This window comes from Blastocatellia bacterium (genome assembly GCA_016713405.1).
GTDB lineage: Bacteria > Acidobacteriota > Blastocatellia > Chloracidobacteriales > JADJPF01 > JADJPF01.
On record JADJPF010000003.1, the window covers coordinates 377,952 to 391,103 of the forward strand.

At 34.0% G+C, this 13,152-nt stretch carries 13 protein-coding genes; 5 read left to right on the forward strand and 8 right to left on the reverse strand.

What is annotated here, in order from left to right; translation table 11 throughout:
• Positions 1–28: 28 nt before the first annotated feature.
• Together IPK14_05110 and IPK14_05115 are read right to left on the reverse strand one after the other, a co-directional pair.
• Positions 29–823 (reverse strand): NUDIX domain-containing protein, encoded by a 795-nt coding sequence (locus IPK14_05110; GenBank protein ID MBK7992799.1) that lies wholly within the window; start codon positions 821–823, stop codon positions 29–31.
• 79 nt (positions 824–902) lie between these two features.
• Positions 903–2,000: a response regulator gene (locus IPK14_05115; protein ID MBK7992800.1), complete on the reverse strand. Its 1,098-nt coding sequence runs from the start codon at positions 1,998–2,000 to the stop codon at positions 903–905.
• Positions 2,001–2,145: 145 nt separating this feature from the next.
• Between IPK14_05115 and IPK14_05120 the strand changes: the two genes are divergently transcribed.
• Genes IPK14_05120 through IPK14_05130 form a run of 3 tightly spaced genes read left to right on the forward strand, consistent with a single transcriptional unit; the run spans position 2,146 to position 3,587 of the window.
• The gene (locus tag IPK14_05120) at positions 2,146–2,343 is read left to right on the forward strand and encodes a hypothetical protein (protein MBK7992801.1); all 198 of its coding nucleotides are present in this window, start codon (positions 2,146–2,148) and stop codon (positions 2,341–2,343) included.
• Positions 2,344–2,373: 30 nt separating this feature from the next.
• A complete protein-coding gene (locus IPK14_05125) occupies positions 2,374–3,009 on the forward strand; it encodes a hypothetical protein (protein MBK7992802.1) in 636 nt (211 codons plus the stop codon).
• On the forward strand, positions 3,006–3,587 hold the full coding sequence (locus IPK14_05130) for a hypothetical protein (GenBank protein ID MBK7992803.1): 582 nt from the start codon (positions 3,006–3,008) through the stop codon (positions 3,585–3,587). The genes IPK14_05125 and IPK14_05130 overlap by 4 nt, the downstream gene beginning before the upstream one ends.
• Before the next feature lie 204 nt (positions 3,588–3,791).
• On the opposite strand, the gene IPK14_05135 is transcribed toward IPK14_05130, so the two are convergent.
• From IPK14_05135 to rocF, 5 genes are all read right to left on the reverse strand, one after another.
• Positions 3,792–4,079, reverse strand: coding sequence for an IS1 family transposase (locus tag IPK14_05135; protein MBK7992804.1), 288 nt, complete (start codon positions 4,077–4,079; stop codon positions 3,792–3,794).
• A 180-nt stretch (positions 4,080–4,259) separates the two neighbouring features.
• Positions 4,260–6,215: a protein kinase gene (locus tag IPK14_05140; GenBank protein ID MBK7992805.1), complete on the reverse strand. Its 1,956-nt coding sequence runs from the start codon at positions 6,213–6,215 to the stop codon at positions 4,260–4,262.
• 405 nt (positions 6,216–6,620) lie between these two features.
• On the reverse strand, positions 6,621–7,925 hold the full coding sequence (locus IPK14_05145) for an AAA family ATPase (GenBank protein MBK7992806.1): 1,305 nt from the start codon (positions 7,923–7,925) through the stop codon (positions 6,621–6,623).
• A gap of 10 nt (positions 7,926–7,935) precedes the next feature.
• Positions 7,936–8,880, reverse strand: a complete 945-nt coding sequence (locus IPK14_05150) for a DMT family transporter (GenBank protein MBK7992807.1) — start codon at positions 8,878–8,880, stop codon at positions 7,936–7,938.
• 4 nt (positions 8,881–8,884) lie between these two features.
• Positions 8,885–9,796 carry an arginase gene (rocF, locus tag IPK14_05155; GenBank protein MBK7992808.1) on the reverse strand — a complete coding sequence of 304 codons (912 nt, stop codon included), beginning with the start codon at positions 9,794–9,796 and terminating at the stop codon, positions 8,885–8,887.
• Positions 9,797–9,975: 179 nt separating this feature from the next.
• Between rocF and IPK14_05160 the strand changes: the two genes are divergently transcribed.
• Positions 9,976–10,758, forward strand: coding sequence for a tetratricopeptide repeat protein (locus tag IPK14_05160; protein ID MBK7992809.1), 783 nt, complete (start codon positions 9,976–9,978; stop codon positions 10,756–10,758).
• A 58-nt stretch (positions 10,759–10,816) separates the two neighbouring features.
• Positions 10,817–12,097, forward strand: a complete 1,281-nt coding sequence (locus IPK14_05165) for a hypothetical protein (GenBank protein ID MBK7992810.1) — start codon at positions 10,817–10,819, stop codon at positions 12,095–12,097.
• Positions 12,098–12,145: 48 nt separating this feature from the next.
• On the opposite strand, the gene IPK14_05170 is transcribed toward IPK14_05165, so the two are convergent.
• The gene (locus IPK14_05170) at positions 12,146–13,072 is read right to left on the reverse strand and encodes an RluA family pseudouridine synthase (GenBank protein MBK7992811.1); all 927 of its coding nucleotides are present in this window, start codon (positions 13,070–13,072) and stop codon (positions 12,146–12,148) included.
• Positions 13,073–13,152 lie beyond the last annotated feature (80 nt).

The window sequence follows — 13,152 nt, forward strand, 5'->3', positions numbered from 1 at the left end:
TTCGTTTTTCGGTCAATAGAGCTTAGAACTAAGTTTTAGCTTTTTCTTTACTTATATCTATTTTTAATCTAGCTAGTATATTATGCGCTCTTGTTGGATTAGTTAAGCTTATTGCTTCTGGTATTGTCACCCAACGACCATCTATAAAACCTTCTTTTTGCTCTACTTTTAATGCTTGATTTGGGTCTAGGCTGTACATTAAATAGTAGCTAATGCGTTTATAAGTAACGGTTTTATTAGAAACTATAAAATAGCCTTCACGTCCAAGAAATTTTTTTATTTTAAGATCAGTTAATCCGGTTTCTTCACCTACTTCTCTTAAAGCAGTTTTTTGGCGGTTTTCTCCTGCCTTACGTCGTCCTTTTGGCAAAACCCAGTCAAGTTGCTCACCTTCACGTTTTAGCAGTAATAAAACTTCTAATTCTAAGTTGTTGCGTAGCACTATTCCACCTGCACCATCTACACGAAGTAACTTCTCATAACGACCTGGTAATTTGCTGCAAGAAATATACTCTAATGATAAATAATTAGCATGATAACCACCTTTGATTGGCTCAAAGTGTGTCCCTGATTCAATTGCAGCAGAAGCAGCGACACGAACAAGTATTTGGGAAGTTTTACGCATTAATTGTTGACGACTTTTAGCTAGTACCAAAGGATTATTAACGCTAGAGCTTAAAACACGATTGGAAATCGCTTCACTTAGTTGTTTACGTGTCAAAAGACAATAAAGCCAAATAGGGAGTTCCAATGACTTAGCTTTTTTTTCTTTTTGAGCTTTACGGGCTTTACGGGCTTTTTTTTCTAAATTGCTAACTAACAAGTCTTCGATGGCTAGCTCCTAAAAAATAACATTATTTTTCTTGGTCGTTTATTTTAACAAAATACTTTAGCAAAAGTTTTCAAAATATTCCGATAACATCCTCTGCTAATAGCTTATCAATTATCTCTAGTGTTTCTAAGTCTGTTAAACTACTTTGGTCTAATACTTCTGATAACTTACGATATTGATTAACTAGCTCTAATACTAGATTTGTATTGTCTATTGGCTCTACTGTAAATATAAATTGGGAACTTTTGTCAGATGATGATTTGGTTGGGGTTTGATTAGTTTTGTCTAATTTTGTAAGAGATTGTTTGATTTTTAAACTACTAGTAGGTTCTTTATCTGTAATAATTTGATAGTTATCACGACTAAGTTTAGAAAGCAAAATAGGATCTTTAATAAAAAGTGTATGGCCTCTCTCAGTAATACTTTTTATTAAGCAATTATATTCGTCCAGTTTTGCTACTGTGTCTAGTAGGCATTCTTCCAAGCGTTCATTTACTGTAGCAGGATGAGGAAAGGTCTTTTTTTCTACACGAAAAGTTCCTATTTTCCACTCTAAAAGTCGAAATAACGCTTTTTTGCCTATTAGGTTACTTAATGAAGCATGAATAATTACTCCATTTGATAAATATATTTCCCCTACTCCATAATCAGGGTTATCAATTTGTAAGTAAAAATCTCTATGACCTAAAAAACTAATAACTTGTAATAGTCCTGCTACATCGGTATCTCCTAATTGTCCACTCATAAGATATTGTATTTGTTGATCTTGAAGTAGTTTTTTTAGAAAGCGAAACTGACGTGCTTTCACTAAATTTAGTTTTATTTTTAAGAGCAGTTCTGGAGGGTTAATGGGTTTAACAATATAATCATCTGCTCCCATTTGTAGACCAACTAGTCTTTCTGGCAAACTACTTGCTGAAGAACAAAAGAAAAAGGGGATATCTTCATAGCCTAATAATTTAACTTGTCGGTAAAGTTCATAGCCACCCATTACAGGCATATCAATATCAGCAATAATTAATTCTGGAGTAGATTCTTTTAGGTGTTCTAAAGCTTCTTGTCCATTTTCTGCTGTTGTTACACTTACGCCATGCATTCTTAAATAGGTAGAGACTAACTTTATAATGATGCTATCATCATCTACTAATAGAACATTTGTTGGTACCATAGAATTTCTCGAAATTAGTTAATTAAAATCAGCCAAAAATTTTTCTTAAATATGTTTTCAAGCTCTATAATATGAAAAAACAGCTAGAAGATATAGTCATTTAGAGAAAAACAGTTTACATAATCTTGTATTTTAGGTTGAAAAAATGAGTCATGATTTAATAATTCGATTAACTGATGAACAATGGAAAGAAGCTCAACGTGCTGTAGATTCAGAGTTTGATAGCACTTTAATTCGTCTTGGTTCAGGTGATATTTACTATCAACGTGAAGAAGGTAAAGTAGTTTTAATTATTAATTTTCAACATCGCGCACCATTAGGTAAAACTAATAGTAATGAGTAATTTTTATAACCTAATAAAACGGGTAATAGTATGGAAGAAAAGAATTTTAGCCCCCCAACAAGAATAGATACTCCTGCTAATTACTCAGGACAGCCCCTCTATCAAGACTATTACGTTAATAACCAGTTGGTTAATGCCCAACCCATCAACCCACAAATAAAACTACAAAATACTTCTTTACCAAAACGATGTGAGATCTGCCATCAAGCTGATATGTTTGATGCAGTTCAAAATTATTGTGTCAGATGTAGCACATTTAACCAAAACTATTTATTTGCTAAAGAAAGCACTAAATGGGCAGATCATTTGATAGCATTGGCAATAGTCCAACTTTTATCCATTTTTATTGCTGCTATTGCAGTTTTTATTGAGATTGAAACTATTTTAGTAAGTGGCCTTGTTGTTAGTATTTTAGGCGCAATAACTGCTTACTTAAGCTATCGCTGTAAAAATTTATTGGGTATTTTTTGGGGTAGCTCCGCCATACTAATTTCTTTAGTTACTTTTTTTAGAATATTTATATCTGGTTGGAGTCCAGGAGAGGCCGCTGTGCCTATAGCATGTTTAATTTTAGGTTATGTTGTATCTGCAATTCCTATAGGAATTAAATTGATTATTGAAATGCGACAAGCTATTGTGTCAAAGAAAAAAGGGGATAATGCATGAGTGTATTCTTAAATTTAGATTTAAAGATTTGGCAACCTGGCGAAGTTGAACGCTGGTTTTCAGCAAGAGATCTGCGAGAAAAATTTCCAGAATTAAGCAGAGATGAACAAATCTTAAAAGCAATAATGATTGATAATTTAGGTTGTGGATTGGCAATAAATGGAAAAGTCGTCTCTCGATGTACTTTTATGTTTGATGGTGAATCTTCTGGCGATATGCTGCAAATGTATGAACAACATTTGCCAGATCTGTTTGAGAAAAAGCCAGTTACTATTCATTTCTATGAAGAAATGACTTCCTGGAGGCTTACACCTGAAGCTAATGAAATGATTTGGGAAGTCTTAGATACTTCTCAAGGCATTTCGCGTTCCGAAGTAGAACAAGAAGGACGTTGTGAACGCCTTCCGTTTATTAAAGGTGCTATAAGCTGGCTAACAGAAGCTGTTAGCTTACTAAAACGCTATCAAGAATTAGTTAAAAAAGTAGGCGGACAAGACCTTCAACCTCAAATTGATATGGCTAGCCGGCTTTTAGATTTTTCTAAACAAACTTTGATAGATATGGGCTGGAAGCCCTAGTAAAACTGCTAGAGTTGATTTAAAACAAAATTAAAAAACCCAGGCTTACCCTGGGTTTTTTATTTAGGGTTATTTTTAATAAGTGTTCAATTACAAACATAGGTCGTGTTCCAAAAGAGTTGGAAAATCAGAAAAATCAAAAGAAAGATTCATCGTTGAAGCTTCATTATTAATACCAATTAAAAGATTCTAGTAACGCAGTGTTTACTTGCTTAATTTCTGAATGTTTTTTTTTAGCTCATTTAATACAGTCGTTGGGCTTATTTTTAAGACTCTTGCTGTATCTCTTATTCCACTACCATTTATTACCATTTCTATTACTTGTTTTTTTGTTGTTTCCAAAATTCCTAGATTACTATAATCTAATATAAATGTTACTTTTTTACATTCTTCATTTGTACAGCAATATCTTTGTTTGCCTTGCTTATTTACTCCATATTTGATTACTTGAGTTTCATTACAGCTTGGACATTTCACTTGTATTGTTGCCATTTTCTTTTTCCTGGTTTTTGTTTTTTCTTTTTTGTATTTTATCACTCCTTTTTTTTTATAAACAACTTCTTTGGAACACGACCGAAAAGCTTTTCCTTTTTATCTCCATTGTTTTCTTTTCTTTGCCATTTACACAATTTACTTTACACCCTTACTTGTTTGCACATCAAGTAAACTAACTTAATCTTGAGATAAAAAGAAAACCATAGGGTTTTCATCTTCTGTAGGTTGATTTGTGTTTTCTATGGGAGTATTCTCTATATCTATATTTTCTGTCTGTATATATTCTATTTGTTCTATTTGTTCTATTTGTTCTATTTGCTCTATTTGCTCTATTTGTTCTATTTGTTCTATTTGTTCTATATCTGAAGAATTTTCTAAGGCTGCTTCTTCAAAATGTTTTAGAAACTCCATTATTGTTTTTGGCCTTTGATTACGATTTTTTGCTATTGCCCAAAGTACAACAGACTCAATAGAATTACTAATATTGGGATTAAATTCACGTAGTTCTATTGCTTTGCCTTGGACATGAGCAAGTATTAATTCTGCAAGTGTATTACCTCTAAAAGGCATTTCTCCGGTTAGCAATTGATAAACTATAATGCCTAGGGAATAAATGTCTACTCCATCATCAAGTTCAGCATCTAGACATTGTTCTGGCGAAGTGTAACCTACCGTACCGACAATCATTCCTGTTTTAGTAATATCTTTCATTAAGGAATTTTCTTTACTGCCATTTACCATTTTTGCGATTCCTAGGTCAAGCAATATAGCTTTTTCTGTATTGTCTACTTTTTCAATCATAATGTTGCCAGGTTTGAGATCTCTATGAATTATATTTTTTAAGTGCATTGTGTACAAAGCTGGGCAGATTTGTTGAAGCAAGTTTAACACTCTAGGAACAGACCAAAGTTTTTCTTTAAGTAATATTTTTTCAAGAGACTGACCATCTATATATTCCATTACAAAAAAAGGTTTATTCATACTAAAGCCAGAGTCAAGAATAGAAACAATATTTGGATGGTGGATTTGAGATAAAATTTTGATTTCGCGCTCAAAGTATTTTTGGTTAGTTGTGGGATCTTCTGCTGTTTGATCATCTATCAAGAATTTTAGAGCTACTTTTTTTCCATTTGTAAGATCAACTGCTTGATAAACAATACCAAGTCCTCCTTTACCTAGCTCTTGCTCAATTTTATAGCGATCATTAACTATTTCAGAATAGTTAGTCTCCAATGGCTCTAATTCTTCACCAGAAATTTCTTCTACAAGGATTTCCTCTAAAGGGATTTCTCCACTAAAATGTTCTTCTAAGGCAATTTCTTCTAAGGGAATTTTTCTAGTAGGTTCATGATGAGTTTTCGGTTTTTTCTCTACTATTTCACTACTAGCATTATTACTAGCATTATTACTAGTATTATTACTAGCATGTAGTTGGGTTAACTCATTGTAGAACTGTTTCCAACTTTCCCCAACAATTTCTAAATTTAAGCGACGAATATAATCACTACCAACAACAGTTCGTCGAACTATAGCAACGCAAAATTCTGCTTCTTTACTAGGAGCAATATTAATTACTGTACCTATTTCTACTTCAAATAATGTTAAAACTGCTGCTCCATTAAGACTTATATCTTCTGTAATAGTTTGTTCCAGAAAATGTTGATCACTACTTTCTTCTGTTATTTTTAATGTAACTTCAATAGCAATAGGCAAACGCGCTTCTTTACGGGGATATCTACCAACAGGTAAAAATGTAAATTGCTCAGAACTAATGCCTGTCATAGATTCTACTTCTGTAAGAACACGTTTTAAGTTTAAGGGTTTGGCTATTACAGCATGAAATCCCATATTAATGGCATAAGTACGATTAGCTTCGCTATCAACGTCAATAAGTGCAATTATTGCTTTGTATTGATAAGTTAAGGCACGAAAAAAATCTTCTAGTTGTAAAATTACCGGGTGAATACAAAAACAGGTGTTAACCATAATAATTTCAGGCTCGTATCCCATTTGCAGAACTTTAAGACCTACTTCAACATCAACTGCACCTCGAAAATTATAGCTATACTGTTCTAAATTGTCAGAAAGTAGCTTTAACAAATTTATAGAAGGGTCAAGGGCAAGTATTTTCATTTTTAAACCTTTGATATTAAGTAAGTTAAACAACCTTAGCTGTTTTGTATTCTAAAAATAACCCACCAAAATCATGCTTTTAGTTCTTTAAAGGTTAGTTTTGTATGGTAGGGGCTTGTTTAGAGAAAAACAAGCCCGAAGATTCCTTATTTTATAGCTTTTCTACTATTTGAATAACTAAGAAAAATCTACAAATAATGCTCTACAAGTTGTTGATTTATAGATATTCCGTTTGTAAGTTTACTTAATTAGTTAATAACTTTTTGTTTATAGATTATAAATTCTTCCTTAAAATCTAGATTTTCTAGTATAAGTGCTAGGGTATTTAAGGAAAAAATAAATAATTCTGGCATAAAAACAATGTATTCATATATTTGAGTTAGCTTAGTAACTTATGTTGCTAGTCTATTTTTCCCAAATAGGGTTTGTAGTTTCACAAATAATCTTTAATTGTTGGGCTTCGGTGGGGCGTGGAACTTCTAGTTCATTAAAATAACGAGCAATAACTAAATCTGGAACTTGTCTATCACGTTGTTTATTTCTAGCTAATGATATTTCTAGCGGTAAATCAAAGTAAACAATAGTTGTATGGGCAAATTGTTGGAAGGCTATTTGAAGTGGGGTGTTGCGGTAGCTAAATTTTGTGTTGGTTGCATCAAATATTACTTTTTCACCATTGAATAGGGCTTTTTCAATATCTAAATGACACTCCTGAAAGACTTTGCTGTTATCACCTTGCCAATTAACATCATTAAACAATTCTTCTCGCTTTTTGTCAGAGGAAATAACCTTAATATTAGGTAAATTTTTGTTTATCCAAGTGCTTTTTCCTGAACCAGGTATTCCAAGCATCAGATAAAGATGAGCCGACTTTGGCCTAAGTATATCAGGATGTTCATTAATATAAGAAAGTGCTTGATCTCGGCTTTGTATCCTGCCTTGCAAACTTAAATTAAGCAACAAATATTGAACTCGTTTTTGTTCTTGAGGGTCGCTTACATTTAGTTTGTGAAGATCTTCAGATGGAAAAACTCGGTCTGATAAAACTTCTAAACCTTTATAATTCCACAAATTATAATGTTCAGCACGAGCGCGAAAATTTTCTATTTTTTCTAAAGTTTGAGGGATGTTGCTGCCATGACGACCTAGCCAATCAGCGCGAGTAAGATGATAAAGTGAAGGGATGTTTAACTCTGCTGCTAGGCGAAAGAACTGCTTATATTCAATATTTATCTCATTTATTGTGAAGTTAGGGCTAAGTCGGCTTGTCATGCGATAGGCAAGCATATGCCGTAAAATTAGCCTTAAAACATGTTCTTGAATATCAAACGGTACACCTAACAAATAAAGTATTTTTCTTGCTAAAGGTATTGCAGCGGCAGAATGTCCGGGCGAGACAACACGATTATATTCAGTTGTATAAGTAGTTGCAGGCTTGCCAACATCATGAAGTAATGCTGCTAGGTAGATTGCAACTTTATTTTTATAAGATAAATTTGGATTTTGCTTAATTTCTTCTAAAGTAGCATCCATCACCATTTTAGTATGTGTTAAAACATCTCCTTCAGAGTGCCAAATAGCATCTTGTGGACAATCGGCCATTTGTTGGAGTTCAATAAATTCTGATGCTAAGGCTTGACGGAAGTAGTTAAGGTCTAGAGGTTCGAGTAAAGCAAGTTTGCTGATAAAATTACTTAATTCATTACTCATAAGCTAATCTTTAGCCAAGTCTACGCGCTCTTACAGATAGGACTGAGCCAATAAAAATTAAAATCGCACTAATAACCATTCTTAAAGTTAAATGATCGCCTCGAAAAATAATTGATAAAGTTGCTGCTATAGGTGGTTGAATGTAAATAAAAAATGCTACTAGGGATGATTCAACTCTTTTTAATGCCCAGTAATTAAAAAAATAAGCAAGAACTGTAGGGAAAATTACAATAAATACAGCCCAAGCCCAAGTATAGTTAGATACTGTTGATGGGTCGAACTTTACTAAAGAACTTGCTCCATAGCCTGTAATTATGGTTGAACCAAAGGCTAGCAAAATAGCTGTTATTACAAAAGGATCATAGCGCATTACTATTTCTTTGCTAATTACTAGAAAGAAAGAAAAAGATAGAGCATTAATTAAAGTTAGTAAATCGCCTATGACATAGCTGCTACTAAATTGTAACTTGTCTATTTCCAACAAATAGAGTACGCCAGTCAAGGAAATAATAATACTTAAGGCTTTTGAAGAGGAAAAAGTTTCTTTCTTAAATAAAATAGCAAATAAAAGTGTAGTAATTGGAATTATTGTATTAATAATTGCTGAGTGAGTAGGTACACTACGCGATAGACCTTCGGTAAAGAAAATCTGGTTAATTGCTACACCAAAAATTGCATAAATAAAAATCCAGCCAAAGTCACGAGCGTTTCGAGGAAAACTTTTTTTAACTCTAGGCAGGACTAAAAGCAGCATTAAAATTGCTCCAAGTGTCACTCGTAGAGATGCCCAGGTAGGAGCAGGGATTTCTTTTAGGACTTCTTTAGCTGCAAAATAATGGATGCCAAAAAATATTTGGACAGAGATTAATGCTAAATAAACCTTAGTTTTAGGGTCGGTAGTGTCATTAGCAGTAACAAGTTGCGAAGTAGTTGCAGGAGCGAGTGATTTTTCCATTTAGTTACATTATCTTTTTTCCTAGAGCAGATAAAATAAGGTCTGCACCTAGTTTGCCAGTACGATTTTCTATATCTAGTACAGCATTAATTTCAGTTAGTTCAATTGAAAGAGCTTTGCCACTATCAAAAATTTTTTCCATTGCTAAATGGCTTTCTCTATATGTACCGCCGCCTGAAACAGGAGTTCCAACGCCTGGCGCGTATGTAGGATCAACAAAATCAATATCAAAGGTTGCATGAAAACCTACCGTATAACGGGAAGCAATATCTATAGCTTCGTCCATTACTCGGCTCATTCCTAGTTCGTCTAAGTCTCTCATGGTAAAGACTTTTAGGCCAATGCTTCGGGCCAAGTCTCGCTCTCCTGGGTCAACATCTCTAACGCCAATGACTACGCAATCTTCAGGACGTACTTTAGGGGCAAATCCACCAATATGAGTTAGTTCTTTTGGGCCATAACCTAGTAAAATTGCTAAAGGCATCCCATGAACATTGCCTGACAATGAAGTTTCAGGAGTATTACTATCTAAATGGGCATCAATCCAAATAATTCCAATACGTTGCTCTTTTGCTTTGTAGTAGCTAGCTACGCCTGAAACGCTACCAATAGCAATTGAATGATCTCCGCCTAAGACAACAGGGAGGCTATCACTTTCTAAGATTTCTGATACTTGAGTAGCTAAAACTTCATTAGCTTCAGCAATTTCATCTAAATACTTAGCATTAATGGCATTTTTAGTCACCATTTCAGCTAATTTTACAGGAATATTTCCTAAGTCTTCAACTTGATAACCTAGGGCTTTGATTTTTTGGCTAAGACCTGCAATACGCACTACGGACGGGCCCATATCAACACCGCGACGGTCGGCCCCAAGATCCATTGGCGAACCAATTATCTTAACTTGATTTTTCATAATAACCTGTTTTTTAAGTGGATAGAGTTGAGATAGCAAATTATAACAACAATAAGTTGTTTTTATAACGCGCTTTGCCAAAGATTTTGCCTAACTGCTTGACAAGCAAGCAGTATAAAGGATATTTTGTAATCTTCACCAAAAATTTAAGTGAGATTTTTAAATTAGGAGTTACACCTGTGGATTCAGAAAAATCCCAAAAACATAAGACTGCCAGACCTGTTTATGATGATCCTTTATGGAATCTTTATGATAGTGTTTACTTAAAGGTAGAACCTAAAAGAAAACAAATTCTTTATGGAGTTGGTTTATTTATAGGGTTAATTTTAGCAGGGTCATTGGCTTATGGCCTTATTTCTTCACGAGTTGCAGTATCTCAAGAAGCTTTTGCAAATGCTTTAGAAATTTATAAAGCTGATGTTATAAAACCAGGCTCAGAAGAAGATAAAAATAAAAATCCAGCAAAAAAATTCTATACAGATGAGCAACAAAAATATAAAGATGCTGCTCAAGAATTTGACAAAGTTGCTAATAGTTATTCCTCTTACCGCGAAGTAGCTAATTATTATGCTGCAATGAGCCGCACCCATTTTGACCAAGCTAAAGCACAAACTGATTTAGAAGCATTAAGTAAAAACAATACAGAAGTAGCTCTATGGGCAAAAATTGGTTTAGCTGAACACTATGCTGCTACAGGTCAAACAGATAAAGCAATTGCTACTTATCAAACGCTTAAAGAAGGTAATAATGTATTGCCTAAGTCAATGATATTTTATAACTTAGGTCGTCTTTATGAGCGTCAAAATAATACGGCTGAAGCTATAAATGCTTATACGGAAGCAGCTAAAGCTAATCGTTCTTCTGCTGAAGGTCGCAAATCTTATGAAAGACTAAGTTTTCTTGACTCAGCAGCAGCAGACAAACTACCTCCTGAAGATACAAAGAAAGACGATGATATTTAGCTAAGACTTTTGTAATTAATTTGTTAGCTTAATTAATCTCTAAAGTAACTTTTACTGTATGAAAGAAAAAATTGAAGTAAAGGTTTTAACACACATCTATTGGATGTTAGCGATTATTATTGTAACAGCAGCTAGTTCATTAAGTACGGCTGACTCTAGCAATCTAATAATTGCTTTGCTCATTAGTGCAATCGCTTTTATTTTTGCCTCAAGATTTGAAAAAGTTTCTTTTGATGGTAATTTGCTTATTCGTACAGGGTTACTTGCTATTTTAGAATCGCTAATTTCAGGGCAAAAGCCAGAAATAACCTTAGATAAAATTGAAATGGTAGCAACCGAAGCAATTCGCTCTCGTCGAGGGTTGCATAAAATTAAATATCTTTACAAAGTTGTTGTTTCTGGCGGTAATGTTCAGTTAGTTATAATGTTAAATGGTGCAAAGAAAACCAATAGAAGGTATTTATTAGTTAAAGAGCTATTTAATTTGTTACCAGAGAGTAAAATAGATCCTCGATCAAGTGAACTAAAACAATACTTAAATGATTTAGAAAATCAACAGGCTCTAAGTAAAATTGCTAGCACAGTTGAAGTTGATAATTCAATTAGCCAAGAAACCCTTCCTCCTTCATTGTTACGTCGGGCTGCCAATAGTCTTAAACTAGAAGGACAAATGCAATCAGCCTTTAAATGTTTTGATTTAGCTTATGAAAAAGAACCCCATAATGCACAGCTTCTTTATGAAATGGCTAGGTTTTTACGTTCTTTTGCTATGGCAAATGGTCAAAACTTCTTTAATCGCTCAAAAGCCTGTCTTCGTTTAGCAGCCTTTTTAGCTAAAGACGAACCAAAGCTTTTAGAGCGAATTGGAGAAACTTATTTTGAACGCCTAGAATATAAACTAGCTGCACGTTGTTTTTCTCGTGCCTTAACGGTTGAACCAATGCTTTACCGAGCCAATATTGGACTAGCTGAAATAGCTCTTAGAGACGGCAAATTAGCCCATGTTGCTCATTTTTATAGTGCTGCGGCAGAAGTTTCTAAAGATCATGCACAAAAAGAATTAGCTAAAAGAGAAGCTCTTTATTATGAAAAGTTGTGTAGCGATGAAGATTATTTTGAGGCAGAAATTAACCGAATCAACAAATTAAAAAATTTTCAATGGGCGAGGGATTGGTCTGGTTTACTTCTCTTTATTGCTTGGCTTATAGCATTGTTAAGCGGGCAATTTTCTACTAACTTAGGTAAGTTTGCATGGTCAATAGTCTTATCTAGTTGTTTTGTTTGGTTTGCTTCTGTGCTTTTTTCTTTTCATTATAGCCAACGCCATCAAATGAAATAATCCAAAAAGCCCAACCCAGAAAACTCCGCATTTCAAGGCTGGGCATAATTAATTTATAAATTCTAAAAATTTCTTCATATCTTCAGGCCAATTAGCAACTAAGGTAACTTCTTGATTATTAATGGGATGCTGGAAAGTAAGTCTTTCAGCGTGTAAAAAATGCCTTTTTACTAAATCAAAAAAATTTTCCTCTAATTCAAAAGATGAATAAAGCTTATCTCCTAAAATAGGGTGTCCAATGTGTGCCATATGAATACGTAGTTGATGAGTTCGTCCGGTGCGAGGATGGAGTTCTACCCAAGAAAATTTAGAGTTATGTTTTTTAACTTGATAATTGCTATGAGCAGATTTGCTATTTTCTAGACTAACACCCCAGCTAGATGACTCTCTAAACCAACCTATAGGAGCAGTTATTTCTCCAGTCATATCTTGAGGAACACCAAAAACAATTGCTTGATAGACTTTTTTTACTTGTCGTTGGTCAAATTGCTGTGCTAAATGCTGTAGGGCTTTTTCCTGTTTAGCTACTAGTAAAATTCCAGAAGTTTCACGATCTAAACGATTTACTAAACCTAGACGTGGGCTTTTTTCACCATTTTTTAATGAGTGGTGAAGTAGTGCATTTAAGAGTGTTCCCTGGCGTTCCCATCTGGTAGGATGAGAAAGCATAAAAGGGGGCTTATTAACTACAAGTAAGTATTGATCCTCATAAAGAATATCTAATTCAATAGCTTCTGCTGCTAATTCTCGGTGCCGATGAGCTTCAAGATTAACTAAAATTTGGTCGCCAGGCCGAACCCGCCAACCTGCTGAACGATGTCGGCCATTTACTAAAACATCTTCTAAAAAGATTGATTGACGAATTGCAGCAATAGGCATCAAACTTTCTTGTTTATGTATAAATTCATCAAGCCGTAGGTGGGTTTCTATTTCTGATACTATATATAGTGTTTCTTCAGGTAATATGTTTGTCATAAAAAATGTTTCTGCAAAATCACAGGCAAAAAAATGTAACCTTTCTGATGGGACGCGCGTTATAATACCGACCATAAAAC

What these genes read in the sequence shown, in the direction of transcription:
- IPK14_05115 (MBK7992800.1), bottom strand. Translation starts at nt 2,000, where the DNA reads ATGGTACCAACAAATGTTCTATTAGTAGATGATGATAGCATCATTATA.
- IPK14_05120 (MBK7992801.1), top strand. Translation starts at nt 2,146, where the DNA reads ATGAGTCATGATTTAATAATTCGATTAACTGATGAACAATGGAAAGAA.
- IPK14_05125 (MBK7992802.1), top strand. Translation starts at nt 2,374, where the DNA reads ATGGAAGAAAAGAATTTTAGCCCCCCAACAAGAATAGATACTCCTGCT.
- IPK14_05130 (MBK7992803.1), top strand. Translation starts at nt 3,006, where the DNA reads ATGAGTGTATTCTTAAATTTAGATTTAAAGATTTGGCAACCTGGCGAA.
- IPK14_05135 (MBK7992804.1), bottom strand. Translation starts at nt 4,079, where the DNA reads ATGGCAACAATACAAGTGAAATGTCCAAGCTGTAATGAAACTCAAGTA.
- IPK14_05140 (MBK7992805.1), bottom strand. Translation starts at nt 6,215, where the DNA reads ATGAAAATACTTGCCCTTGACCCTTCTATAAATTTGTTAAAGCTACTT.
- IPK14_05145 (MBK7992806.1), bottom strand. Translation starts at nt 7,925, where the DNA reads ATGAGTAATGAATTAAGTAATTTTATCAGCAAACTTGCTTTACTCGAA.
- IPK14_05150 (MBK7992807.1), bottom strand. Translation starts at nt 8,880, where the DNA reads ATGGAAAAATCACTCGCTCCTGCAACTACTTCGCAACTTGTTACTGCT.
- rocF (MBK7992808.1), bottom strand. Translation starts at nt 9,796, where the DNA reads ATGAAAAATCAAGTTAAGATAATTGGTTCGCCAATGGATCTTGGGGCC.
- IPK14_05165 (MBK7992810.1), top strand. Translation starts at nt 10,817, where the DNA reads ATGAAAGAAAAAATTGAAGTAAAGGTTTTAACACACATCTATTGGATG.
- IPK14_05170 (MBK7992811.1), bottom strand. Translation starts at nt 13,072, where the DNA reads ATGACAAACATATTACCTGAAGAAACACTATATATAGTATCAGAAATA.